23 protein-coding genes and 1 pseudogene are annotated in these 25,252 nt (G+C 65.0%); 11 read left to right on the top strand and 13 right to left on the bottom strand.

Annotation, left to right across the window (positions count from 1 at the left end):
- Positions 1 to 6 precede the first annotated feature (6 nt).
- From AB5K84_RS31380 to AB5K84_RS31350, 7 genes are all read right to left on the bottom strand, one after another.
- Positions 7 to 1,413, bottom strand: coding sequence for a hypothetical protein (locus AB5K84_RS31380; RefSeq protein ID WP_063921436.1), 1,407 nt, complete (start codon positions 1,411 to 1,413; stop codon positions 7 to 9).
- 298 nt (positions 1,414 to 1,711) lie between these two features.
- Positions 1,712 to 2,497 carry a fumarylacetoacetate hydrolase family protein gene (locus AB5K84_RS31375; protein WP_038965702.1) on the bottom strand — a complete coding sequence of 262 codons (786 nt, stop codon included), beginning with the start codon at positions 2,495 to 2,497 and terminating at the stop codon, positions 1,712 to 1,714.
- Positions 2,497 to 3,516, bottom strand: a complete 1,020-nt coding sequence (locus AB5K84_RS31370) for a 2-dehydropantoate 2-reductase (protein WP_011085931.1) — start codon at positions 3,514 to 3,516, stop codon at positions 2,497 to 2,499. The genes AB5K84_RS31375 and AB5K84_RS31370 overlap by 1 nt, the downstream gene beginning before the upstream one ends.
- Before the next feature lie 101 nt (positions 3,517 to 3,617).
- Positions 3,618 to 4,046: a CBS domain-containing protein gene (locus AB5K84_RS31365; protein ID WP_011085932.1), complete on the bottom strand. Its 429-nt coding sequence runs from the start codon at positions 4,044 to 4,046 to the stop codon at positions 3,618 to 3,620.
- A 201-nt stretch (positions 4,047 to 4,247) separates the two neighbouring features.
- Positions 4,248 to 5,570, bottom strand: a complete 1,323-nt coding sequence (gene oxlT / locus AB5K84_RS31360; protein WP_011085933.1) for an oxalate/formate MFS antiporter — start codon at positions 5,568 to 5,570, stop codon at positions 4,248 to 4,250.
- Between the two features lie 250 nt (positions 5,571 to 5,820).
- Positions 5,821 to 7,107 (bottom strand): oxalate/formate MFS antiporter, encoded by a 1,287-nt coding sequence (gene oxlT, locus AB5K84_RS31355; protein ID WP_011085934.1) that lies wholly within the window; start codon positions 7,105 to 7,107, stop codon positions 5,821 to 5,823.
- A gap of 247 nt (positions 7,108 to 7,354) precedes the next feature.
- Positions 7,355 to 7,492, bottom strand: coding sequence for a hypothetical protein (locus AB5K84_RS31350; RefSeq protein ID WP_165448147.1), 138 nt, complete (start codon positions 7,490 to 7,492; stop codon positions 7,355 to 7,357).
- 343 nt (positions 7,493 to 7,835) lie between these two features.
- On the opposite strand from AB5K84_RS31350, the gene AB5K84_RS31345 reads away from it, so the two are divergent.
- On the top strand, positions 7,836 to 9,167 hold the full coding sequence (locus AB5K84_RS31345; RefSeq protein ID WP_011085936.1) for an Hsp70 family protein: 1,332 nt from the start codon (positions 7,836 to 7,838) through the stop codon (positions 9,165 to 9,167).
- A 161-nt stretch (positions 9,168 to 9,328) separates the two neighbouring features.
- On the opposite strand, the gene AB5K84_RS31340 is transcribed toward AB5K84_RS31345, so the two are convergent.
- Positions 9,329 to 9,772: an SRPBCC family protein gene (locus AB5K84_RS31340; RefSeq protein ID WP_038965703.1), complete on the bottom strand. Its 444-nt coding sequence runs from the start codon at positions 9,770 to 9,772 to the stop codon at positions 9,329 to 9,331.
- Positions 9,773 to 10,028: 256 nt separating this feature from the next.
- A pseudogene (locus AB5K84_RS31335) lies at positions 10,029 to 10,226 on the bottom strand (hypothetical protein).
- A gap of 366 nt (positions 10,227 to 10,592) precedes the next feature.
- Between AB5K84_RS31335 and AB5K84_RS31330 the strand changes: the two are divergent.
- From AB5K84_RS31330 to AB5K84_RS31320, 3 genes are all read left to right on the top strand, one after another.
- Positions 10,593 to 10,802: a cold-shock protein gene (locus AB5K84_RS31330; RefSeq protein WP_011085938.1), complete on the top strand. Its 210-nt coding sequence runs from the start codon at positions 10,593 to 10,595 to the stop codon at positions 10,800 to 10,802.
- Between the two features lie 98 nt (positions 10,803 to 10,900).
- Positions 10,901 to 11,143 carry a hypothetical protein gene (locus AB5K84_RS31325; protein ID WP_027546334.1) on the top strand — a complete coding sequence of 81 codons (243 nt, stop codon included), beginning with the start codon at positions 10,901 to 10,903 and terminating at the stop codon, positions 11,141 to 11,143.
- 157 nt (positions 11,144 to 11,300) lie between these two features.
- Positions 11,301 to 11,525, top strand: coding sequence for a hypothetical protein (locus AB5K84_RS31320; RefSeq protein ID WP_011085939.1), 225 nt, complete (start codon positions 11,301 to 11,303; stop codon positions 11,523 to 11,525).
- 42 nt (positions 11,526 to 11,567) lie between these two features.
- On the opposite strand, the gene AB5K84_RS31315 is transcribed toward AB5K84_RS31320, so the two are convergent.
- The 4 genes from AB5K84_RS31315 to AB5K84_RS31300 all read right to left on the bottom strand — a co-directional run bounded on the left by AB5K84_RS31315 (position 11,568) and on the right by AB5K84_RS31300 (position 15,943).
- Complete coding sequence (locus tag AB5K84_RS31315) at positions 11,568 to 11,750, bottom strand: hypothetical protein (RefSeq protein ID WP_028172216.1); 183 nt, start codon at positions 11,748 to 11,750, stop codon at positions 11,568 to 11,570.
- Between the two features lie 360 nt (positions 11,751 to 12,110).
- Positions 12,111 to 13,388 carry a formyl-CoA transferase gene (gene frc / locus AB5K84_RS31310; RefSeq protein ID WP_011085940.1) on the bottom strand — a complete coding sequence of 426 codons (1,278 nt, stop codon included), beginning with the start codon at positions 13,386 to 13,388 and terminating at the stop codon, positions 12,111 to 12,113.
- 65 nt (positions 13,389 to 13,453) lie between these two features.
- A complete protein-coding gene (oxc, locus tag AB5K84_RS31305) occupies positions 13,454 to 15,187 on the bottom strand; it encodes an oxalyl-CoA decarboxylase (RefSeq protein ID WP_038966066.1) in 1,734 nt (577 codons plus the stop codon).
- Positions 15,188 to 15,247: 60 nt separating this feature from the next.
- On the bottom strand, positions 15,248 to 15,943 hold the full coding sequence (locus AB5K84_RS31300) for a GntR family transcriptional regulator (protein WP_161537124.1): 696 nt from the start codon (positions 15,941 to 15,943) through the stop codon (positions 15,248 to 15,250).
- Positions 15,944 to 16,289: 346 nt separating this feature from the next.
- Here AB5K84_RS31300 and AB5K84_RS31295 point away from each other — a divergent pair, with 346 nt between their 5' ends.
- From AB5K84_RS31295 to AB5K84_RS31265, 7 genes are all read left to right on the top strand, one after another.
- On the top strand, positions 16,290 to 18,419 hold the full coding sequence (locus AB5K84_RS31295; protein ID WP_038966065.1) for an acetate--CoA ligase family protein: 2,130 nt from the start codon (positions 16,290 to 16,292) through the stop codon (positions 18,417 to 18,419).
- A 166-nt stretch (positions 18,420 to 18,585) separates the two neighbouring features.
- On the top strand, positions 18,586 to 19,428 hold the full coding sequence (locus AB5K84_RS31290) for an IclR family transcriptional regulator (RefSeq protein ID WP_038966068.1): 843 nt from the start codon (positions 18,586 to 18,588) through the stop codon (positions 19,426 to 19,428).
- A gap of 113 nt (positions 19,429 to 19,541) precedes the next feature.
- Complete coding sequence (locus AB5K84_RS31285; RefSeq protein WP_038966067.1) at positions 19,542 to 20,510, top strand: Bug family tripartite tricarboxylate transporter substrate binding protein; 969 nt, start codon at positions 19,542 to 19,544, stop codon at positions 20,508 to 20,510.
- A complete protein-coding gene (locus AB5K84_RS31280; protein ID WP_011085946.1) occupies positions 20,507 to 20,992 on the top strand; it encodes a tripartite tricarboxylate transporter TctB family protein in 486 nt (161 codons plus the stop codon). Before AB5K84_RS31285 ends, AB5K84_RS31280 begins: the two co-directional genes overlap by 4 nt.
- A complete protein-coding gene (locus AB5K84_RS31275; protein ID WP_028172209.1) occupies positions 20,992 to 22,491 on the top strand; it encodes a tripartite tricarboxylate transporter permease in 1,500 nt (499 codons plus the stop codon). The genes AB5K84_RS31280 and AB5K84_RS31275 overlap by 1 nt, the downstream gene beginning before the upstream one ends.
- Positions 22,492 to 22,545: 54 nt before the next feature.
- Entirely contained in the window at positions 22,546 to 23,343 is a 798-nt protein-coding gene (locus AB5K84_RS31270; RefSeq protein ID WP_011085948.1) for an NYN domain-containing protein, read from the top strand.
- A gap of 85 nt (positions 23,344 to 23,428) precedes the next feature.
- A complete protein-coding gene (locus AB5K84_RS31265) occupies positions 23,429 to 25,231 on the top strand; it encodes an adenine deaminase C-terminal domain-containing protein (protein ID WP_011085949.1) in 1,803 nt (600 codons plus the stop codon).
- Positions 25,232 to 25,252 lie beyond the last annotated feature (21 nt).

Genomic DNA, 25,252 nt, shown 5'->3' with positions numbered 1-25,252 from the left:
GTTTCCTCACCCGATCCGGTTCAGGCTGTTCCTGATCGTCGAGAAGATGCCGCCGATGTCCTTGCGCAAGGCATCGAGCGCATTGAAATTGTCGAAAATGCGGGCGAGGCGGTCTTCGACGTCGCGCTTGCTTTTCGCCAGCGCGTCAACGCGCGAGGCGAGGGGCACGCCGCCGTTCGCCTCGATCTCGCCGACGGTTTTGGCGAGGAGGTCGCGGGTGGTTCCGACTTCCGCGATCAGCGCCTCGATGCCGAACACCGGAGCCTTCAGCGGCACGAGGTCGGCCTGCGATTTCGACAAGTCCGTCTTGAAGGCGTTCAACGTCGCCAGCGTCTCCTGCAACGCGCCGAGGCGTTGGCGCGACTGGAGGACGAAATCGTTCAGCGCGTTCTGGCGGTCGGCGAGGGTCTTGCCGTCGGGATCGGTCTCGATCTCCGCAAGCGAGCGTTCGAGCTGGGCCTGGCGCTGGCCGAGCTCCTCGAAGTCGAGGCGGATCGTCTTGAGGATGTTGAAGCTGTCGTCGATGCGGGCGAGGCGCTGCTCGATCTCGATCCTGTTCTTCGACAGCGTCTCGACGCGGGTGCCGAGCGGCGCTTCGCCGCCGGTCTCGAGCTCGTCGATGCTCTTGGCGAGGCGGTCGTGGCTGAGGCCGAGCTCGCTGATCAGCGCGTTGATACCGGCGTCCGTCGATCGCAGCGGCATGAGCTCGGCGTGGGATTTCGCCAGATCTTCCTTGTACTGGTTCAGGGTCGCAAACGTGTCCTGGACCGTGTTCACCCGCGCGAGCAGCGCCGAGATGTCGTGCGCGATGTCCTTGAGCCGGTCGGCGAGGTTGTTCTTGCGGTCGTCGGTCTCGAGGTCGTGGAGCGACCGTTCGAGCTGATTTTGGCGGTCGCGGATCTCGGTGAAAATCGGCTCGACCGCGCGGCGCTGCTCGGCGACCTTGCCGACCATCTCGCGCAGGCCTTGCTGGCGGCGGCGGATCTCGGCGAGCTGGTCGTGCATGTCGGTGGATTCGTTGCGGCCCTGCTGGAGCAGGGCGCGCTGCTCGGTCTCGCCAAGCTTGTCGTGGAGGGCGGAGACGGCCTCCCTCGGGTCGCTCTCGATCAGGTGCTGGACGGTGGCGTCGAGGTGGTTTTGCAGGGCGTGCGCGACGACGACGTCTTCGCGGGTCTTCTTCAGGCGGTCGCGCAGCTTGCCCAGTCGCCGATCCTGGCGCGAGAGCCGAAAGGCGGTTGCGCCGATCAGCGCCAGCGCCACGGCCAGCAGCGCGCCGGTCGCGATGCGCTGCGGCATGGGAAGGCCCGCAAACAAGGCGGGCAGGTGGGTGACGTCGTAACCGAACGCCTGCTGGGCGAAGATCGCGATGGCAGCGAGCAGGACGAACCAGGCAACCAGGAAAAACAGCCACATCGTGACTTCCTCACGCCGGCACACATTTTTGCCATGATTGCTATTGGAGAGCGGAACCGAGATCAAGGGGCGCGCGGGCGAGCGGTATGTATCCGGCCGCGCGATCCACGACTGATTGCATCAGCCGACCGGTGGAGAGCAGCATGAGGTGCCGAGTTTCCCCGAGGGGGCTGCGGCCCTTCGCTGTCATTCCGGGGCGCGACGAAGTCGCGAGCCCGGAATCCGTCGGGCGGCAGAGACTGCGGATAAATGGATTCCGGGCTCGGCGCCTTGCGCCGCCCCGGAATGACGACGGGAGCTACAACCGAAACTCGTTGGTGAGCTCGCCGATCTCGTCGATCGCGACGGTGACCGTATTCACCGGCTCCTTCATCACGCCCACGCCGACCGAGGTGCCGACCGCGATGAGGTCGCCGGGCAGCAGGGTCATGTCGTGGGAGATCCTGCTCACCAGCTCCTGCGCGCTGAAGATCATGTCCGAGATCGGGTAGTTCTGCCGCTCCGCGCCGTTGAGGATGGTGCGGACCACGAGCTTGGCCGGATCGAGGCCGGTCGCGATGACGGGGCCGAACGGGCCGTAATCGTCGATGCCCTTGGCGCGCGCCCATTGCGGGAAGGTGGGATCGCTGGTCAGGATGTCGTTGGCGGTGATGTCGTTGACGCAGGTATAGCCGAAGATGAAGCTGTCGGCCTCGCCAGGCGAGACGCGGGCGCAGGTCCTGCCGATCACGATGCCGAGTTCGCCCTCATAGGTGGTCTTGCCGTCGTAATAAGAGGGACGGCGGATCACCGCGCCGGGGGCCGCGATGCTGGTCGTGGCCTTCAGCAGGTAGAGCGGCTCCGGCGGCTCGGGCTGGTTCAGCTTGGCCGCGAGCGCGTGAAAGTTGTTCCAGAGCGCGACGATCTTGCTGGGCGCGCAGGGTGCGAGCAGCTCGACCTCCGACAGCGCCAGCGTCCTGCCGGTAGCTGCATGGCGGCCGAACATCTCGCCCTCGTGCACGCTGATGCCGGATGAGGTCAGCGTGCCGAAACCGGTCGCTCCATTATTCCGGAAGCGCAGCCATTTCCTGATCTCGCCGGTCATCACGCCACCGCCAGCGCGCGGGGATCGGTGGGCGCGGAGACACCGTCATAGAGACCGGCGATGCGGGCGCGCTGGGTCACCATCGCCAGCACCGAGTCCAGTGCGGGCGTGGAAATGCCGGTGAGGCGGCCCATCTCCTGCACCACGGTGACGAGCGGGTCGATCTCCATCGGGCGGCCGCGCTCGAGGTCCTGGAGCATCGAGGTCTTGTGCGCGCCGACCTTGCGGGCGCCCTCGATGCGGCGCTCGACATCGACGCGGAATTTGACGCCGAACGTCTCGGCGATGCCTTGGGTCTCCACCATGATCGCGCGCGACAGCGCGCGCGTGGCCGGATCGGTGCAGATCACGTCGAGCGTTGCGTGCGTGAGCGCGCTGATCGGGTTGAAGCAGACATTGCCCCAGAGCTTGAGCCAGATCTCGTCGCGGATGCGGTCGAGCACCGGGGCCTTCAGGCCGGCCGCGACGAACAGATCGGCGAGGCGCTGCACGTCGCCAGTGATCTCGCCGGAGGGCTCGCCGAGCGGGAAATTGTTGCCGTAGACGTGGCGGATCACGCCGGGCGCCTCGATCTCGGTGGCGGGATAGACGATGCAGCCGATGGCGCGCTCGGCGCCGATCTCGCGCCATTGCCGCCCGCCGGGGTCGATGCTCTCCAGCGTCGAATTCTCGTATTTGCCGCCGTGCTTGTAGAAGTACCAATAGGGGATGCCGTTGACCGCGGTGACGATGCGGGTGTGCGGGCCCAAGAGCGGCTGCATCTTCTCGATCACGCCGGTGATCGAATGCGCCTTGAGCGTGATGATGATGTAGTCCTGCACGCCGAGCTCGGCGGGATCGTCGGTGCAGCGCGGATGCACGGTGTGCGTCTCGTCGCCCGCGAGAAGCGTCAGGCCGCGCTCGCGCATCGCGGCGAGATGCGCACCGCGTGCGACCAGGCTGACGTCGGCGCCGGCGCGCGCCAGCTGAACCCCGAGATATCCGCCGATTGCGCCGGCGCCGTAGATGCAGATCTTCATGAAATCCTCGCGGGTGACCGGAATTTTGGGACGAAGGATCCGGTCCGGCGCGGAGGGATCCGAGCCGGGGCCGGTAGTCGCAGGGGAAGGGTCGTGGCGCTTTAAGCTGCTGCTTGCGGCGTGCCGTTGATCGCCTCGTCAACGGCAGCGGCGATGTCGCGCATGCTGATGACGGAGATGAGGCTGTAATCGTCGATCACGGGCAGGTGGCGGATGTGATGACGGTTCATCAGATGCCGCACGTGCTCGATCGTATCGATCGAGGTGCAGGAGACGAGCTGCTGCACCGACACGAGCTGCGAGACCTTGACGTTGATGGCATTGGCGCCGTGCTCGGCGACGGCGCGCACTACGTCGCGCTCGGTGAACATGCCGACCGCGGTGTTGCCCTCGGAGCGGACCACGTCCTTCACCACGAGGGCGCTGATGTTGTTGGCGCGCATCAGCTTGGCGGCGATACCCACCGTTTCGTTCATTCGCACCGTGACAACGCGCGGCGTCTTCTTGCGCAGAATGTCTCCGACCAGCATTGCAACCTCCCTAGGTGAATGACGAGGTAAGTGTGGTATACATAATGCCAATCGTCAAGCGCTGGATTTGGCGGATCCGAAAAATCTTGCGACAGCATTATTGACGTTTGCGGTGCCTCCGGCCTCGGCCAAAAAAACTTGGCCAAAAAGAAAGGGGCGCATTCTGCGCCCCTTTTTCAACCGTGCAAAGTGTGCGGCTTGTCACGCCGTCTCGGTCTTGGCGCCGCCGGTCGCGGTGGCGGCGCTCTCGGCTTCCTTGCCCAGGATGAAGGAGCGGCGCAGCGGCTTGATCACGAACAGCGCCGTCAGCGCCGCCGTCGCGTTCAAGGCGACAGCGACCACGAACACGGCCTTCCAGCCGTACGTTGCCGAGATCACGCTTGCGAGCGGAACGAGCAGGGAGGCGGTGCCCTTCGCGGTGTAGAGCATGCCGTTGTTGGTGGTCGCGAACTTCGAGCCGAAAGTGTCGCCGCAGGTCGCGGGGAACAGCGAGTAGATCTCGCCGAACACGCCGAAGTAAATGGCGGTCGCGAGCACGAACACGATCGGAACGTGGCCGTAGGCTGACAGCGTCAGCAGCATCACCGCGGCGGTGCCGAAGGCGATGAACATGGTGTGCTCGCGGCCGATCGTGTCGGAGACCCAGCCGAAGAACGGACGTCCGAACCCGTCGAAGATGCGGTCGAGCGAGATCGCGAAGGTCAGCGCCGCCATCTGGAAGCCGGCGAGCGTCACCGGCGTGTCGGCGATCTTGAAGTCGTGTGCGATCGGGCCGATCTGCGCCGCGGTCATCAGGCCGCCGGAAGCGACCATGACGAAGACGAGGTACATCACCCAGAAAATAGGGGTGCGCAGCACTTGCGGCGGGGTGAAGTCGATCTTGGTCTGCGGCAGGTTGAGCTGCTTCTTCTTCGGCGGGATCGAGATCCGCGGCGGCTGGATGAAGAAGGCGAGCACGAAGACGATGAGGCCCTGGCCGATGCCGAAGGTGAAGAACGCGCTCTGATAGCCGCTTGCGGCGATCATGGTCGCGATCGGCACGATGGTGAGCGCGGCGCCCGCGCCGAAGCCGGCGGCCGTCGCGCCGGCGGCGAGGCCGCGGCGGTCGGGAAACCATTTCAGCGCGTTGCCGACGCAGGTGCCGTAGACGGCGCCCGCGCCCATGCCGCCGACGATCGCGGCCGCATAGAGCAGGGTGAGCGAGTCGGCGTAGGAGTTGAGCACCCAGGACAGCGCGATCATCACGCCGCCGAACATGATGACGATGCGGGGGCCGTACTTGTCGACGAACCAGGCCTCGACCGGCACCAGCCAGGTTTCGGTGACGACGAAGATGGTGAAAGCGAGCTGGATCGCGGCGCGTCCCCAATGGTGGGCCGCATCGATCGGATCGACGAACAGCGTCCAGCCATATTGCAGGTTGGCGATCATCGCCATGCAGACGATGCCCATGGCAAGCTGGAACCAACGGAAACCTGTGCGAAGAGGCGCGGCCGTGACGGCGCCGTCCGTGCTGGAAATCATCAAGAACCTCCCAACGCGCTTGTCTGGTCGACACCGGTTGCCAAGATGACCTGATGTCGCAAATATTGTGGCTTATCGTCGCAAGCGCGGCCCAAAGCTTGGTATACCATATCCCAGAATGCAAGCCCAATCTTGGCTTGCCCGTTACAAAATCGGCAGTTCCGTTCGGACACGGGTTCCGAATCCTCAAAACGAAAACGCCCGGCCATGAGGCCGGGCGTCCCGTCGGAATGAAGTGTGGTGAAGCGCGTCAGACCGTGGACTTCGCTACCACGACCTTGCGCCAGGGCTTGAGCACCGCGATCGCCAGCGCCGAAGCCATGATGTTGGCGCCGGCTGCGATGATGAACACGCTGTCCCAGGTCCCCGACGACTGCTGCATGTAATTGGCGATCGGAACCAGCAGCGCGGCTGTGCCCTTTGCGGTGTAGAGCAGGCCCGCATTGGTGGTCGCGAACTTGGCGCCGAACGTGTCGGTGCAGGTCGAGGGGAACAGCGAGTAGATCTCACCCCAGGCGAAGAACACGAAGCCCGAGAGCAGCACGAACCAGATGGGATCGTGGCCCCAGAGGTAGAGCATCCAGATGCCAACACCTTCCATGCCGAAGGCGATGAACATCGTGTTCTCGCGGCCGATCATGTCGGAGATCCAGCCGAAGAACGGACGCGTCAGGCCGTTGAGCACGCGGTCGATCGTGGCTGCGAAGGTCACCGCGGTCATCGTCACCGCCATCAGCGTCACCGGAACGCTGTCGACCTTCCAGTCAACCGCGATGGGCTTCAAATTGGCCGTCACCATCAGGCCGCCGGCGCCGACGATCACGAACATGAAGTACATCAGCCAGAAGATCGGCTGACGCAGCACCTCAGTCGGCTGGTAGTTGCGACGCGTCTGCACCAGCGCGGCGTTCGCCACGACGACCGGCACCTGGCCAGGCTTCGGCGCCAGCAGGAAGAAGGCGAGGATGCAGATGATGAGGCCTTGCCCGAGGCCGAAATACAGGAAGGTGGTCTGGAAGCCACTGTCCTTGATCATGGCCTGGATCGGCGCGACGGTCAGCGCGGAGCCCGCACCGAAGCCGGCCGCCGTGATGCCCGCGGCAAGACCGCGCTTGTCCGGGAACCACTTCAGCGCGTTGCCGACGCAGGTGCCATAGACGCCGCCCGCGCCGATGCCCGCGATGATCATGCCGAGATAGTAGCCGTTGAGCGTGGTGGCCTGTGCGTTGATCGCCCAGCCCATGGCGCAGAGCACGCCGCCGACCAGCACGACGATGCGCGGACCGTATTTGTCGACGAACCAGCCTTCGACCGGCACCAGCCAGGTCTCGAACAGGACGAAGAGGGTAAAGGCCCATTGGATCGACGCGCGATCCCAGCCGAACTTTTTCTGGATGTCGGGGACGAAGAACGTCCAGCCATATTGATAGTTGGCGATCATCACCATCGCCGCTACACCGATCGCCAATTGCGCCCAGCGATACGTGTCGCTAACGCGCGCGGTTGTAGGGGCCGTTGCCTGCACCATGTCCGTCATAAAGCCTCCCGTGGCGCCTCTAATTTTTCTGCGAGCGCTGGAGAGGCATTCTTGTATTCATTATGCCAAGGTTCAAGCGCTGGTCCGGTCACCGTGCGCAAATGCCGCAGGACCCTTCTCCGGCCGCGGCAGTGACTCAGGACAGCACAAGTAGAAATGGCCCCGTCCTGCGGGGCCATTCATCAAAAGTAGCATGTCGACACCTGTGAAACCGGCGTGCGGCTCCCGCGGCGCAGGAAGCGCGCGCTTACAGGCCGAAACGCGGCAGGTCGCCGTTGTGATTCGAGATCTCGGCGCTGGCCATCAGGAAGCGGTCGACCGCGGCCATGAAACGCGCGAACAGGGTGGAGGAGGGGGCGAGAGCGACGGAAGCGGTCTTGGACATCGGAATTCCTTTCTTGAGACGGTCAGTAGCGCTGTCTCATTTCGAAAGGCAATCTATGTATACCAGATGCCAATGTCCATGCATGCCATTGCATAGCAGCATGCATCATCCCGCATTGCAGCATAATGCTCCGTTAAAGGGGCCGTACCGGGCCTAAAATTGCTGGAAGGGCGGTCGAAACGAGCTGCCGGCTCCGAAATGCCCAGTTTGCCGCCGCAACTGGCTTAAACGGTCGCCCTACGGGCACGAATTCCGGCGGGGGCAAGCCGCGGGCCGGGTCTTGGCACGGCAAGTCAAAGCCGCTAGTGGTCTGCCCCCTTCCAATCATCTGTCAGAGTGGTTCATGTCGAGCGCCTCGCCCGCCGTCTCGATCGGCATCGATTTTGGGACCAGCAATACGGTCATTGCCCTCGCGGCGGACGACCGCCGGGTCGAGGCCATCCGCTTCGATCACGGCGGACAGCGCCACAGCGTCTATGTGTCGGCCCTGTGCTTCTGGGAGGACCGGCCGGGAGCCGGCGCCCAGGCCGAGGGCGGCCCGTGGGCGATCGAGCAGTTTCTCGAAGGACGCCACGTCTACCGCTTCCTCCAGTCGTTCAAGACCTTCGCCGCGAGCAGCAGCTTCAACACCACCCAGGTGTTCCGGCAGCGCTACAAGTTCGAGGATATTCTGGCGGCGTTCCTGCGCACGCTGGCGCGCCATGGCGGCGACCGGTTCGGCTTCGAGACGTCAACGATCACGGTCGGCCGTCCCGTGCGCTTCGCCGGCGGCAATCCCGACGAGGCGCTGGCGATGCAGCGCTACCGGGCCGCGTTCGAGCGCCTGGGCGCCGGCCACGCGCGCTATGTCTACGAGCCCGTGGGCGCCGCGTTCTCCTTCGCCCGCCGCCTGGAGCGCGATGCCACCGTATTGGTCGCGGATTTCGGCGGCGGTACCAGCGACTTCTCCGTGATGCGCTTCTCGCGCAAAGGCGGCGCCTTGCGCGCCGAGCCGCTCGGTCATGCCGGCATCGGCATTGCGGGCGACACGTTCGATTACCGCATCGTCGATCACGTCGTCTCGCCGCGGCTGGGCAAAGGCTCCAGCTTCCGCTCGTTCGACAAGGTGCTCCCGGTCCCCAGCGGTCACTACACCAACCTCGCGCGCTGGCATCAGCTCGCGATGATGAAGAGCAACGGCGATCTGCGCGAGCTCCGCGAGCTTGCGCGTAGCGCGCTGAAGCCGGAGCTGCTCGAGGATTTCATCACCATCGTCGATCTCGACCTCGGCTTTTCGCTGTACCGCGCGGTGTCGAACGCCAAGGTCGCGCTGTCGGCGCAGGATCAGGTGGACTTCCGCTTTAAGGGCGGCGGGGTCGACATTGGCTCGACCATCACCCGGAAGAACTTTGAATCCTGGATTGCCGACGATATCGCCAGGCTGGGGGCGACCGTCGACAAGGTGCTGGGCGAAGCCCGCATCACCGCGCGCGAGGTGGAGAAGGTGTTTCTGACCGGCGGCACATCGTTCGTCCCCGCCGTCCGAAAGCTGTTCGCCGACCGGTTCGGCAACGAGCGGCTGATGTCGGGCGACCAGTTCGAGTCGATCGCCTACGGCCTCGCGCTGATCGGACACAGTCCAGATCCCCATCGCTGGACCGCAGACGGTGGGCTGGCGCCGAAGGCGGGCGGGTAGGGCACCCTCTCGGCCTTCATGGTTCGAGACGCGCCGTGAGGCGGCGCTCCTCACCATGAGGGACTAAGACTTCGCCGCGAAGCACGACCTCATCCTGAGGAGCCCGCCAAAGCGGGCGTCTCGAAGGATCGGCCGCAAGGAAGCTCCCCACCCAGTCATTGCTATTGCTTGATGTCGGGCTCGACGAGCTTCGCGAGATTCCGTAGCGATTCCTGCCAGCCGAGATAACAGGCTTCCGGCGGGATGAGGTCCGGGATGCCGGCCTGCGTGATGTCCACCTCGGTGCCGACCGAGACTTTCTTCAGCAGCACGGTCACCTGAATTTCGCCGGGCAGATTGGGGTCGTCGAACTTGTCAGTGTAGCGGAGACGTTCGCCGGGGACGAGCTCGAGATACTCGCCACCGAAGGCGTGGCTGTTGCCCGTTGTGAAGTTCCGGAACGACATCTTGAACGTGCCCCCGACCTTCGGCTCGAAATGATGCACGGTGCAGGTGAAGCCGTTCGGCGGAAGCCATTTTGCCAGCGCATCGGCCTCGAGGAAGGCGCGATAGACTTTCTCGGGGCTGGTCGTGAGAACGCGGTGCAGGCGGACCGTGCTGGGCATGTTCATTCATCCTCTTGCATTGGCGGGCGCGACATCAACGTCTGTTGCCCGTTCATGATACGAGGACGAGCAAGACGTCGTTGACCCGACAGGACATCCCGGGCTGGCCGTATGTTCCACACTGCGGCGATATCCTGCGGCGTTGCCGCAATTCTGCCTACGCATATGCACTGACGTTCCGGCAGGATTCGACCGGGCGGCTTTTCATAGCGGCGAATTGACCAGCTCTATCCCGCGAAACCCCGATATCGCTGCGTTACGTCGGCGCCCTCAGGCCCGGAGAGCTGAGCCACGCGTCGATCTGGATGGCCGTCTCGTCCTGCCGCACCCTTCGCAGCAGCATCTAGCGGCGCCGGCCGGGAGGGAGTAAGCGGGCCTCGTCGCGCAGACGGCCGACCTCATTGACGAGCCGCTGTTTCAGAGTTTGACTTTGTTTGAAGCGACGCCGTTCCATGACAATGCTCCCCTTGTTCGGATGGGGGCGGGAGCGCAACTGGCGTTCTCATCACCGGTAGAAGCCACGGGCCGGGCGGTGATGAGGAAGCATACCCACAAATCCGTGGCGTGTATGTCTACTAAGACACGTTGTTCGCCGGGAAGTGTCGCGAGCTTCAACCGTTCCGCCGGCGCGGGCGCGCAATTAAATCCGGCCCAAGCCTTGTAACTGACCGTGATGGGGTATAGCCTATCGCCATTCGTTCAGCCGCTGTGCCTTGTTGAATGCGCCCGCGGGCTCCTTTTTCCAGAGACATCGACGAATTGAATCGATTCTGCGTGAGCGTCACGCGGGTTACGCGCATGCGCGCTTTGGAGAAGAACAATGCCGACAGGTACAGTGAAGTGGTTTAACGGCCAGAAGGGCTTTGGATTCATTCAGCCCGACGACGGCGGCAACGACGTGTTCGTTCACGTCAGCGCGGTCGAGCGGGCTGGTCTTTCGGGTCTCGCCGAGGGCCAGAAGGTCAACTTCGAGGCCAAGACCGACAAGATGCGGGGCAAGGTCAGCGCTGAGAATCTCTCGCTGGCCTAAGCTCTCCAGTGCCGTTTCACGGATGTACTGAAACGGCCATGCGACCCGCTCGATCCCTGGATTGAGCGGGTTTTGTCCGTTGCCAACTAGGGTGGAAGATGAGCGCCAGGAAATCGGCAGAACCTTCGCCCGCAGGCATCGCGCGTTCCAACCGCCAACGCCTGGCGGCTGAAGAGGGCGCGCGCGCGATGGCGGATGCCGAACGGCAGTCCGCCGAACTCCGCAAGAACATGGCGCGGCTACGCGAGTTGCGGGAGGCCAAGGAAGCGGCCGACGCGGATATTCGCGCGTCGTTGCCGGCGCCTGTGCCGAAGAAGCGCGCGCGGAAATCGCCGCGCTAGAGCGTTTTCGAGCGAAGTGGATACCGGTTCGCGGCAGGAAAACGCGTCAAGACAAGAATCTAGAGCCCCGTTCCGATTCCATCGGAACGGGAAAGGCTCTAGTCGGGCTCGATAGCGCCGACGATCATTTCCGAGGGGGCCGGTCACATGCCAAAGAGTGCGGATCGTGCCTAGGATCAAGCCGGATGGCGGCGGCACAATCACCTTTTTCCTCGCGCTTGGCGCGGGTCGTCAGATGTGCCGGCTTGCCACCACGTTTCAGACGCAGAAACAGGCCTTCAGCTATCTTCAGAAGTACCGGACCGAGTTCGAGCGTATCGCGCGGATACGGCTGGCGTCCGGCGAACTTGAAGACGGGATCGTCGTGCTCTCGATGCTATAGGCCAAGCGCGCGCCGAACGTGACGCGCCCCTTCAGCCGCTCCCTATTCGGAGCGGTCACTCGGCTTGGTCTCGCGGGCCAATCGCTCCGCCTTCAGACGCTCACGGTTCTCGTTGAGGGCGTGCTGGTCCTTCGCATAGTCGCTCATCGGCTTGTGCGTGTTGGCGGGCTTGAACGCCTTGTTGGCTTCACGCTTGGCGCGATCAGAGGATTGATGTCTCAACATATCGACCTCGTTTGATCAACGGGCGTGGTCCCGGCAAGTGCTGGACGCGACGCCTCCCGCTCGCAAGCTGAGATGGGTCGACTTGTCACCCTCGGGACGAGGAGGACAATTCTTCAGCGTTGGGCAGGTATTCTGCGAGGCGCCTGGTCACTCGCTGTGGAGGCGGCTCGCTCGCATTTCCGGGAGCGCGCCGGCAAAAGAATAACGGCCGGCCACCGCATTTGTTCCCCCGGACCCATCCTCAATTCGGTGTCGGCTGGTTCATCGCAGCAGGCGTGCCGATTGCGGGATGCAGTCCCTCTCGCCACCAACAAAAAGGCCGCCGAAATCGGCGGCCTTTCGTGTCTCTGGTCGAACCGCTTACTCGGCGGCCTGCTTCTGCGGCGGGGCGAGCGCGCCGGACTTGTGGATGTCGGCGACCTGGTGATCCGAGAAGCCGAGCACGGAGCGCAGGATCTCGTCGGTGTGCTCGCCGAGCAGCGGGGAGCGCTGCACGTCGCTCGGGGAATCCGACAGCTTGATCGGGTTGCCGACCGAGATGTACTTGCCGCGGGTCGGGTGGTCGACCTCGACCACGGTGCCGGTCGCGCGCAGCGACTGGTCCTCGGCGATCTCCTTCATCGACAGGATCGGGCCGCAGGGGATGTCGTCCTTGTTGAGGATCTCCATCGCCTCGAACTTGGTCTTGGTCATCGTCCACTGCTCGATGCGGGCGAAGATCTCGTTCAGCCGCGGCAGGCGGGCCGCCGGCTTGGCGTAGTTCGGGTCGGTTTTCCAGGTCGGCTCGCCGATCACGTCGCAGATCTTCTCCCAGACCGGCGCCTGGGTGATGAAGTAGATGTAGGCGTTGGGATCGGTCTCCCAGCCCTTGCACTTCAGGATGCGGCCGGGCTGGCCGCCGCCCGAGTCGTTGCCAGCGCGCGGCACGGCATCGCCGAACGGAATGCCTTCGCCGAACTGGCTGTATTCCCTAAGCGGGCCGTGGGCGAGGCGCTGCTGGTCGCGCAGTTTGACGCGGGCGAGGTTGAGCACGCCGTCCTGCATCGCAGCGGTGACGCGCTGGCCCTTGCCCGAATGCGTGCGCTGATAGAGCGCGGTGACGATGCCGAGCGCCAGATGCAGGCCGGTGCCGGAATCGCCGATCTGCGCGCCGGTCACGAGCGGCAGGCCGTCGCGGAAGCCGGTGGTGGAGGCGGCGCCGCCGGTGCACTGCGCGACGTTCTCATAGACCTTGCAGTCCTCGTACGGTCCGGGGCCAAAGCCCTTGATCGAGGCGACGATCATCTTCGGGTTGATCTGCTGGATCTTCTCCCAGGGGAAGCCCATGCGGTCGAGCACGCCGGGGCCGAAGTTTTCGACCAGCACGTCGCACTTCTTGATCAGCTCGGTGAGGACTTCCTTGCCCTTGGGGTTCTTGGTGTCGAGCGTGATCGAACGCTTATTGTGGTTCAGCATGGTGAAATACAGGCTGTCCACGTTCGGGATGTCCTGCAACTGGCCGCGGGTGATGTCACCCACGCCCGGGCGTTCAACCTTGATCACGTCGGCGCCGAACCAGGCGAGCAGCTGCGTGCAGGTCGGTCCGGACTGGACGTGGGTGAAGTCGAGAATGCGAACGCCCGTGAGCGCTTTGGTCATCGTATTGCTCCGTATACTCTGTCTGCCCCTGCACCCGCAGGGAGTAATGGGTTGAAGGGGAGGACTTACTTCTTCTTCTGCAGGACGCTCTGCGGATTGAGATTGCCGATGCGGCCGCTCTCCGAGCCTGCGGCCGGATCGATCACCGCGTTGATGAGCGTCGGCTTGCGTGAAGCCATCGCCTCGTTGACGGCGCGCTTGAGCTCGTCGGGCGAGGTGGCATTCACGCCGACGCCGCCGAAGGCTTCCATCATCTTGTCGTAGCGCGCGCCCTTGACGAACACGGTCGTCGCGGGATCCGCGTTGACGCTGTTGACGTCGGTGCCGCGATAGATGCCGTCATTGTTGAAGATGACGACGCAGATCGGGAGGTTGTAGCGGCAGATGGTCTCGACCTCCATGCCGGAGAAGCCGAATGCGCTGTCGCCTTCCACCGCGAGCACGGGGTGGCCGGTCTCCAGCGCGGCCGCAATCGCCTGGCCCATGCCGATGCCCATCACGCCCCAGGTGCCGACGTCGAGACGCTTGCGCGGCTTGTACATGTCGATGACGCCGCGGGCGAGGTCGAGCGTGTTGGCGCCTTCGTTGACGAGGATCGCCTCGGGATGATCCTTGATGACGTTCTTCAGCACGCCGAGCGCGCCGTGATAGTCCATCGGCGACTTGTTGTTCATGAGCTTCGGCGCCATCTTGGCGACGTTCTCTTCGCGCTTGGACACGATCGCCTTGGTCCAGTCGGCGGGCGGGGTGGTCCAGCCCGAAGCCATCGCCTGATTGAAGGCGGAGACGACCGAGCCGATGTCGCCGACAACGGGCGCGACGATCTCGACGTTGGAGTCCATTTCCCGCGGCTCGATATCGACCTGGATGAACTTCTTGGGCGCTTCGCCCCAGCTCTTGCCCTTGCCGTGCGAGAGCAGCCAGTTCAGCCGCGCGCCGATCAGCATGACGACGTCGGATTCCTTCAGTACCGTCGAGCGAGCCGCGCCGGCGCACTGCGGATGCGTGTCGGGAAGGAGGCCCTTGGCCATGCTCATCGGCAGGAACGGCACGCCGCTCTTCTCGACGAAGCTCTTGATCTCCTCATCGGCCTGCGCGTAGGCCGCGCCCTTGCCGAGGATGATGAGCGGACGCTTTGCGCTCTTGAGCACGTCGAGCGCGCGCTTGACCGACGCGGGCGAGGGGATCTGCGCGGGTGCTGCGTCGATCACCTTGACCAGCGACTTCTGGCCGGCCTCGGCGTTCATCACCTGGCCGAACAGCTTTGCCGGCAGGTCGAGATAGACGCCGCCCGGACGGCCCGAGACCGCGGCGCGGATGGCGCGGGCGAAGCCGATGCCGATGTCCTGGGCGTGCAGCACACGATAGGCCGCCTTGCACAGCGGCTTCGCAATCGCGAGCTGGTCCATTTCCTCGTAGTCGCCCTGCTGGAGGTCGACGATCTCGCGCTCCGAGGAGCCCGAGACCAGGATCATCGGGTAGCAGTTGGTGGTCGCGTGCGCGAGCGCGGTGAGACCGTTGAGGAAGCCGGGCGCGGAGACCGTGAGGCAGACGCCGGGCTTCTTGGTGAGGTAGCCGGCAATGCCCGCGGCATAGCCGGCGTTCTGCTCGTGGCGGAAGGAGATCACGCGAATGCCTGCGGCCTGCGCCATGCGGCCCAAGTCCGTGATCGGGATGCCCGGCACATTATAGATGGTGTTGATGCCGTTCAGCTTGAGCGCGTCGATGACGAGATGGAAGCCATCCGTCAATTCCTGCTCGGTGCCCGGTGCCTCGGACTTGGTCGCGGTGTTCAGCATGGGCCTTGTCTCCCTGGTCTCAATACTGGGGCGAATGTTTCGCCCTTCTGGTGAACGTTGCTAGGTAAAGAGTTCCTGACCGTGCGCTTCGACGTAAGCGGCAAGGCCAAGGGTGTGGTCGCGGGCGCGCTTCTCGGCGAGCTCGGTGTCGCGCGCTTCCAGTGCTTCGATCATGCCGAGATGCTCGGGCAGCGAGGTCGCGGTGCGGTCCTTGCGTCCGATGGTCAGCTGCCGGTAGCCGCGCACGTGCAGCAGCAGGTCGTTGGTGAGATCGACCAGCACGGGGGATTCCGACAGCGAGATCAGCGCCTGGTGGAAGGCGATGTTGGCGCGCGAATATTCCTCGACGTGATCCTCGGGCAGGCGGTCCTTGCCGAAGTCCTTGAAGAAGTCGCGCAGCGCCGTGATGTCCTTCTTGCGCGCGGTGGTGGTGATGAGGCGGGCCGCCATGCTCTCCAGCGCCGCCCAGGCGCGGATCATGTCGACGATCTCGCTCTTGGTCCGGCGCACCACCATGATGCCGCGGCGCGGAACCGTCTTCACGAATCCGTCCTGCTCGAGCATCGCGATCGCTTCGCGGATCGGTGTGCGGCTGACACCCAGGCGCTCGGACAGCGCGCGCTCGTCGAGCATCACCGGCTCGGGCGTCGAGTAGATGTCCATCTTGAGGATGGCTTCCTTCAAGGCGTCATACGCCTTGTTCTTGAAGCTGCTCTCCGGGGCAATACGAACGATTGCGATATCTGCCTCGGCCATGTTCGGCAACGCCTTGGTTGGTTTCCGCAGTGACACGACGAATCTCCTCCAGTGGGAGTCGTCTTTTACAGGATTATTAACGGGAAAGTTTTTGGCATACCACATGCCAGAATGTCAAGCTGCCTATTTTTTGCGGCGTTCCAGGGGGCGCCGCAGCTTGACAAATTGGCTTCTGGCATACCAAATGCCATCGCCAGCCATTTTTGATCCAAGCGGGCGGAGTAATCTCGGGCTTTATGCCACTCCGTTCCGCCGCATGGAACAGAGCGCGGCGAATGGCAAGCATCACGGGCAGCCGCAATACGCGCGCTTTGCAAAGAACGAACCAGGTCAAGGGAGAAGCCACATGTCCAATTCCAAAGATGCCGTCCGCAAGGTGCTCGACCAGGTCAAGGCGGACAACCGCACGAGCCTGACGGCGCCGGAAGGCAAGCTGGTCTGCGACGCCTACGGCATTCCGGTGCCGAAGGAGGGCGTGGCAAGGTCGGCAGGCGAGGCCGGCAAGATGGCCGCCTCGATGGGCTTCCCAGTGGTGATGAAGATCGTCTCGCCGGACATTCTCCATAAGACCGAAGCCGGCGGCGTCATCGTCGGCCTCAAGACGGCGGAGGATGCCGAGAAGGCCTACGAGACCATTCTCGGCAACGCCAAGAAGTACAAGGCCGATGCCAAGATCGAGGGCGTCCAGGTGCAGCAGATGCTGGCCGGCGGCACCGAGGTCATCGTCGGCTCGATCACCGACGGCTCGTTCGGCAAGCTGGTCGCCTTCGGCCTCGGCGGCGTGCTGGTCGAAGTGCTGAAGGACATCACCTTCCGCCTCGCGCCCGCGACCAAGGAAGACGCGCTCTCGATGCTCGACGGCATCCAGGCCCATGAGATCCTGAAGGGCGTGCGCGGCGGCGAGCCCGTGAACCGCACGGCGCTTGCCGACGTCATCGTCAAGGTCTCGCAGCTCGTCACCGATTTCCCTGAAATCGTCGAGCTCGACCTCAATCCGGTGTTCGCGACGGCGAAGAGCGCGATTGCGGCCGACGTGCGCATCGTCGTCGACTTCGCCTATGTGCCCAAACCGAAGCCGCGCCCGACCGAAGAGATCGTAGCTGCCATGAGCCGCATCATGCAGCCGAAGGCGGTCGCCGTGGTCGGCGCCTCCGCCGAGGACGGCAAGATCGGCAACTCCGTGATGAAGAACCTCATCAACGGCGGCTACAAGGGCGACATCTATCCGATCCATCCCAAGGCCACCGAGATCCTCGGCTACAAGGCCTACAAGAGCGTCAAGGACGTGCCGGGTGTGATCGACACGGCGGTGTTCGCGATTCCCGCGAAGTTCGTGGCTGCTGCGCTGACCGAATGCGGCGAGAAGAAAATTCCGGGTGCGGTGCTGATCCCGTCGGGCTTCGCCGAGGCCGGCGCGCCGGAGCTGCAGGCCGAGATCGTCGAGGTCGGCAAGAAGTACGACATCCGCCTGATGGGGCCGAACATCTACGGCTTCTACTATACGCCGGCCAATCTCTGCGCGACCTTCTGCACCGCCTACGACGTCAAGGGCCACGCGGCGCTGTCGTCGCAGTCGGGCGGCATCGGCATGGCCATCATCGGCTTCTCGCGCTCGGCCAAGATGGGCGTCTCGGCGATCGTCGGCCTCGGCAACAAGTCGGATATCGACGAGGACGATCTGCTCGCCTTCTTCGAGCAGGATCCCAACACCAACCTGATCGCGCAGCACTGCGAGGACCTCAAGGACGGCCGTGCCTTCGCGGAAGCCGCCAAGCGCGTCTCCAAGAAGAAGCCGGTCGTCGTGCTCAAGGCCGGCCGCACCTCGGCCGGCGCCAAGGCGGCCTCCTCGCACACCGGCGCGCTCGCCGGTAATGACAAGATCTACGAGGACGTCCTGGCGCAGTCCGGCGTGATCCGCGCCCGCAGCTTGCGGCAGCTGCTCGAATTCGCCCGCGGCGTGCCGGTGCTGCCGACGCCGAAGGGCGAGAACGTGCTGATCATCACCGGTGCGGGCGGCTCGGGCGTGCTGCTGTCGGACTCCTGCGTCGACAACGGCCTGTCGCTGATGTCGATGCCGCCGGATCTGGATGCGGCCTTCCGCAAGTTCATCCCGCCGTTTGGAGCCGCCGGAAATCCTGTGGATATCACCGGTGGCGAGCCGCCGATCACCTACGTCAACACCGTGAAGCTCGGCCTGTCGGACGAGCGGATCCATTCGCTGATCCTCGGCTACTGGCACACCATCGTCACCCCGCCGATGGTGTTCGCCCGCAACATGGTCGAGGTGAAGAAGGAGATGGAGGCCAAGGGCTTCGTGAAGCCGATCGTGGCCTCGCTCGCCGGCGACGTCGAGGTCGAGGAAGCCGCCGAATATCTCTACCAGAACGGCATCCCGGCCTACGCCTATTCGACCGAACTGCCGGTCGAGGTCCTGGGTGCCAAGTACAAGTGGGCGCGCGGGGCAGGGCTGCTCTGAGCCTCATCTCACACGTCATCCCGGGGCGATGCGACGGGACCGCGCAAGCGTGGCCCGGAGCATCGAACCCGGGTCTCGAGATTCCGGGTCTGGTACGCCAGGCCCGCGCTGCGCGCAGTCCCGGCGCACCATCCCGGAATGACGGATGCACAAGCGGCAGGTCGCGATGAGCAAGAACGTGATCCGGCGCAAATCGCTCGAGCCCAGGTCGCCTTCGGAGGCCGACCATGACGCACGCGACGGCGGCGTGCAGTCCGTCGACCGCGCGCTGTCGATCCTCGAGACGCTGGCCGAAGACGACGAGGGCTATCGCCTCAGCGATCTCGCCGTGCGCACCGGCCTGTCGGCCTCCACCGTCCATCGCCTGCTGGCAACGCTGGAAAGCCGCCGCTTCGTGCAGTTCGACCGCGCCGAATCCAAATGGCATGTCGGCGTGCGCGGCTTCACGGTGGGCGCGAGCTTTGCCCGGCGGCGTAATTTCTCCACGCAGGCGATTCCCTATTTGCGCAAGCTGCGCGATCTCACCCGCGAGACCGCTAATCTCGCCGTCGTCGACGATGAGTTCATCATCGTGCTGACCCGCATGGAGAGCCGCGAGATCATGCGCTCGCTGACCCAGGTCGGCGGCCGCGTCGCCATGGTGACGTCGGGCGTCGGCAAGGCGGTGCTCGCAACCTATTCCGACGAGGACGTCGGCGCCGTCATCCGCCATCACGGCATGCCGCGCCTGACCGAGAAATCGATCGTGCGGCCGAGCGACCTGTTCAAGGAGCTCGCGACGATCCGCAAGCAGGGCTTTGCGATCGATGACGAAGAGGCCTGCACGGGCCTGCGCTGTATTGCCGCAGTCGTCTACAACGACTGCGCCGAGCCGCTGGCGGCGATCTCCGTCTCCGGCATGACCAGCCGTCTGACCGACGACAGGCTGCCGGAAATCGGGCGAATTGTGCGCGATGTCGCCGGTGAGCTGACGGTTGCGCTCGGCGGGGTGATGCCGAACTCCCGCTGAAGGAACACCGGCGCCGTCGCTGGACAGCATCGGCCGTTTTGGCTGATATGCGACCAAACGACACAATGCGGCAGCTGATCAGCAACGTCCGCACGAGCCTGGAGAATGCCCTCATGTTTCGATTTCCCGCGCGCCTTGTCGGCGCAGCCGTTGCGCTGACCCTTGCGGCAGCCACGCCGAGCCTTGCCCAGCAGCTCGAGCTCAAGCTGATGGCGCCGGCGGCACCGGGCGGGGGCTGGGACCAGACCGCGCGCTCGATGCAGCAGGCGCTTGTCGCCGCGGGCGTCGCGCGCAGCGTGCAGGTCACCAACGTTCCTGGCGCCGGCGGCAGCGTCGGCATCGCGCAGTTCGTCAACGGCGCCAAGGGCGACGGCAACCAGCTGATGGTCAACGGCTTCGTCATGGTCGGCGCGCTCGCCATGAACAAGTCGCCGGTGACGCTCGAGCAGGTGACGCCGATCGCGCGCCTCACCGAGGAAATCCAGGTGATCGTGGTGCCCGCGAATTCGCCGATCAAGACGGCGCAGGATCTCGCCGCTGCGGTGAAGGCCGATATCGCCAAGGTGACCTTCGCCGGCGGCTCGGCCGGCGGCGTCGACCATGTCATGGCGGCACTGTTCGCCGGCGCCGTCGGCGCCGATGCGAAGAAGATCAACTACATCCCGTTCTCCGGCGGCGGCGAGTCTCTGGCGGCGATCCTCGGCGGCAAGGTCACCGCGGGCATTTCGGGGATGAGCGAATATGAAGGGCAGATCAAATCCGGCAAGCTGCGCGCAATCGGCGTGACCTCGGAGAAGCGCATCGCGGGCAGCGACATCCCGACCTTCAAGGAGCAGGGCATCGACCTCGTGATCGCCAACTGGCGCTCGGTGGTCGCGCCTCCCGGCATCACCGCGGAGCAGCGCAAAACCCTAGGCGATGCGGTCGAGAAGATGGTGAAGTCGGACGCCTGGAAGGACATCCTCAAGCAGAAGGGCTGGGAGGACGCCTATCTCGGCGGCGACGCTTTCGCCGACTTCCTGAAGAAGGAAACGGTGCGCGTCACCGACGTGCTGAGGTCGGTCGGCCTGGTCAAGTCATGACCTCAGGCGATCCCGCCCAGCCGCCGCGGCGCGTCGATCGCGCCGGCGTCGTCATCGCTGCACTGCTCGCAGGTCTTGCCGCGGTGCTGGTCTGGGACGCGCGCGGCCTGCAATCCACCACGATGTACGGGATGGGGCCGGAGGCGATGCCGGTGGTGATCGCCACCGGCCTCGCGCTGCTCGCGATCGGCAATCTCATCGACGCGCTGCGCGGCAACCTGCCGGCGCGCGAGAGCGCCGATCCCGTGCCTGTGGTCTTGATCCTCGCCGGCCTTGCGCTGCTGATCGCCATCATCGGCTTCGGCGGCGGCTTCATCCTGGCGACGTCGGCGCTGTTCGTCACGACGTCGGCGGCGTTCGGACGCCGTGCCGTCCTTGTCGATTCCGTCATCGCGCTCGTGATGTCGACCCTCATCTATCTCGCGTTCGACCGGCTGTTGACGCTGAGCCTTCCCGCTGGCCCCCTGGAGCGACTGCTGTGATGGACACCTTCGCCGCGCTGGCGCACGGCATGGCGGTCGCCGTCCAGCCGATGAATCTGCTCTATGCGCTGATCGGCGTATTCCTGGGCACCGCCGTCGGCGTGCTGCCCGGCATCGGCCCGGCATTGACGGTCGCGCTGCTGTTGCCGGTGACCTACAAGCTCGATCCCGGCGGCTCGCTGATCATGTTTGCCGGCATCTATTATGGCGGCATGTATGGCGGTTCGACCACCGCGATCCTGATCAACACGCCGGGCGAGAGCGCCTCGATGGCGACCGCGCTCGAAGGCAACAAGATGGCCAAGGCCGGCCGCGGCGGGCCGGCGCTCGCGACCTCCGCGATCGGCTCCTTCGTCGCCGGCACCATCGCCACCATCGGGCTTGCCTTTCTCGCGCCCTGGCTGGTCGATTTCGCCGTGCGCTTCGGCCCCGAGGACTATTTCGCGCTGATGTGCGTCGCCTTCGTCACGGTGTCGGCGACCTTCGGCGATTCCCCGGTCCGCGGCCTCACCAGCCTGTTCATCGGCCTGACGCTCGGCCTCGTCGGCATCGACAAGCTGACCGGTCAGGCGCGGCTGGCGTTCGGCGTCCCCGAACTGCTCGACGGCGTCGAGGTGACGACGCTCGCGGTCGGCCTGTTCGCGCTGGGCGAGGCGCTCTACGTCGCATCGCGCCGCCACCACACCGAGGAGAAGCTCGAGCCGGTGCGCGGCTCGCTGTGGATGACGAAGGAAGACTGGAAGCGGTCATGGAAGCCGTGGCTGCGCGGCACCATGTTCGGCTTCCCGATCGGTGCGCTGCCGGCGGGCGGCGCGGAGATCCCGACCTTCCTGTCCTATTCGACCGAGAAACGGCTGACCAAGCACCCGGAAGAATTCGGCAAGGGCGCGATCGAAGGCGTCGCGGGACCGGAGGCCGCCAACAACGCCTCGGCCGCCGGAACGCTGGTGCCGCTCTTGACGCTGGGATTGCCGACCTCGGCGACGGCCGCGATGATGCTGGCGGGCTTCCAGCAATACGGCCTCAATCCGGGGCCGCTGCTGTTCGCCGAGCGGCCGGACCTCGTGTGGGGCCTGATCGCGAGCCTCTTCATCGCCAATTGCATGCTGTTGGTGCTCAACCTGCCGCTGGTCGGGCTGTGGGTGCGGTTGCTCGCGATCCCGCAGCCGTGGCTCTATGCCGGCATCCTCGTGTTCGCGACCATGGGCACCATCGCGGCCAAGCCGTCGGTGGTCGAATTGTCGATGCTGGCGGGCTTCGGCGTGCTCGGCTTCCTGATGCGCCGGTTCGACTTTCCGATCGCGCCCGTCGTCGTCGGCCTGATCCTCGGCCCGATCGCCGAGAGCCAGTTGCGCAGGGCGCTCGCGATCAGCCTCGGCGATCCCATGACGCTGCTCCAGAGCCCGATCTCGGCGACGCTGCTCGTCATCGCGCTGGTTGCGCTGCTGGCCCCGTTCGTGCTGAAGGGGATGGGGCGCTTCAAGGCGAATGAGGACTAGCCGTCCCGGCGCGCGCGTCCTTGAATGCTGCGTCCAGCTCGTTGAGGAAACGCCATGCCGTCGGAACTTCGCTCGCCCCGTCTCGCCGTCCTGATCGATGCCGACAACGCCTCCGCAAAGATCGCGGATGGCCTGTTCGAGGAGATTGCCAAGATCGGCGAAGCCAGCGTTCGCCGCATCTATGGCGACTTCTCCAGCTCGCGGTCCAAGGGGTGGGCTGATATTCTGTCGAAGCACGCCATCATCCCGCAGCAGCAATTCGCCTATACGACGGGAAAGAACGCGTCCGACATCACCCTGGTCATCGACGCCATGGACCTGCTCCACAGCGGCCGGTTCGACGGCTTCTGCCTGGTGTCATCCGACAGCGACTTTACCCGTCTGGCCGCCCGCATCCGGGAACAGGGCGTCGACGTCTTCGGGTTCGGCGAGCAGAAGACGCCGGAAAGCTTCAGGCAGGCCTGCCGAAGGTTCGTCTACACCGAGAACCTGCTTGCCGCCCCGACGACCAACCAGGACGCCGCCGCAAGATCGACGTCGCTTCAGCCGCTTGATGCAGCGACCCCCATCATCAAGAAGGTCATCACCCAGATGGAGAGCGAGGACGGCTGGGTCGCGCTCGGGGAAGTCGGACGGCAGCTCGCCAATCTGGCGTCCGATTTCGATCCGAGGACGTTCGGGTTCCGCAAGCTGAGCGACCTCGTGCGCAAGACCAACTCGTTCGAGATCGACGAGTCAAAGGGCCGCTCGATGCGGATTCGGGTCAAGCCCGCTGCCGCAGCGCCGCCGAGAAGGCGGAACCCGCGCAGGCCTGCAAGGGCGGCGACGGGCGGCTCGGCGCCTAAGGCGTAAGCAGGGCCTGCCGTTATATTTGCGCTTGCCCGCTATGGCGCGGGGCGTAACCATCGCTGGGCCGTAACGCCACGCGAGGGTCCCGATGACCAGACTTACCCGCTTCGCCGTCGCACCGCTGCATTCGATGACCCGGCGTCTGGCCGATGTCGCCTCCGCGCGCGTCGCGCCGGATCTCGTGGTCACGGGGGCCCGAGTGCTTTCGACCTATTCGGAGCGCATCCACGCGAACCGCGAGGTCTGGATCACCGGCGGCCGTGTCGCCGCGGTCAAGCCGGCTGGAACGGCCAGGAAGGCGTGGAGCGGTGTTGCCCTCTACGACGCGGCCGGCGCGATCATCGCGCCGGGGCTGGTCGATCCGCATATCCACATCGAATCCTCGATGGTGACGGCCTGCGCCTACGCCGAGGCCGCACTGCTGAACGGTACCACCACCATCTTCTGCGACAGCCACGAGATCGGCAACGTCATGGACGTCGCCGGCGTCGAGGCGATGCTGGAGGACGCGCGGCAGGCGCCGCTCTCGATCTTTTTGACGGTGCCGTCGACCGTCCCGGCCACGTCGGCGGAGCTTGAGACCGCAGGCGGCGACCTCACGCCCGACAAGATCGCTGGCCTGTTCGACCGTTGGCCCGAGGCGGTGGCGCTCGGCGAGAAGATGGATTTCGTGCCGGTGACCATGGGCGACGAGCGGAGCCACGCCATCCTCGCCGCCGCCTTGAAGCGCGGACGCCCGGTGTCCGGCCACGTCTACGGCCGTGAATTCGTCGCGGCCTATGCGGCGAGCGGCGTCACCGACACCCATGAGGCGATCGACCGCGACATCGCCGACGATCTGCTCGACGCCGGCGTCTGGGTGTTCCTGCGCGGCGGCCCGCCGACCACGCCCTGGCACTCGCTGCCGCAAGCGATCCGGACGATCACCGAGCTCGGGGCCTCGCACAAGCGCACCGCCGTGTGCACCGACGACCGCGACGCCGACGATCTCCTGCTGTTCGGCCTCGACTGGGTGGTGCGCGAGGCGGTGAAGGCGGGCATGTCGCCCGAACAGGCCTGGTCGATGGGCTCGCTGCACGGCGCCACCCGCTTCGGCATGGAGGGCGATATCGGCGGGCTCGGCGGCGGCCGCCGCGCCGATCTCGTGCTGATGGACGATCAGCTCAAGCCGCAATGCACCTGGTATGGCGGCGAGCTTGTGGTCGAGCACGGCAAGATCACGCCTCGGCTCGATCAGGCGCTGTCGCAGCGCTATCAATATCCGAAGGCGGCCTATGCGACCGTGAAGCTCCCGGAGAAGGTCAAGCTGACGCCGGAGCTGCCGGCGAAAGCCTGCACCGTCAACGCCATCAAGACCGCGCTGCCGGGCATCACCTTGATCCACGAGAAAGTCGCAATCGAGCCGGCCAAGGACTGGCCGACGCTGTTCGCACGCTACGGCCTGTGCTTCGTCACCGTCGTCGAGCGCCACGGCAAATCGGCCGGCAATGTCGCCTATGGCCTGCTGAAGGATTTTGGCCTGAAGCGCGGCGCGGTCGCCTCCAGCGTCGGGCACGACAGCCACAACATCATCGTTGCCGGAACCAACGAACCCGACATGCAGGTCGCGATCGCGGCGATCAAGGAGCACCAGGGCGCTGTCTGCGTCGTCGCCGACGGCAAGGTGAGAGCGCTGGTGCCGCTGCCGATCGCGGGGCTGTTGTCCGACAAGCGTGTCACGGAGGTGGCCGAGGAGGTCAAGGTGCTGAAGAAGGAATGGGCGGAAGCCGGTTGCACCATCCCCTACATGGGCTTCAATCTGATTCCGCTATCGGTCATTCCGGAAATTCGCATCACCGACAAGGGCCTCGTGCTGGTGCCGCAGATGGAGCTGGCGCCGCTGTTCGAGTGAAGCGCTTTCACGGATATCTCG

The sequence above is a fragment of the Bradyrhizobium sp. 1200_D9_N1_1 genome (assembly GCF_052075915.1).
Taxonomy (GTDB): Bacteria; Pseudomonadota; Alphaproteobacteria; order Rhizobiales; family Xanthobacteraceae; genus Bradyrhizobium; species Bradyrhizobium diazoefficiens.
This window is presented reverse-complemented; position numbering and strand designations above follow the sequence as displayed.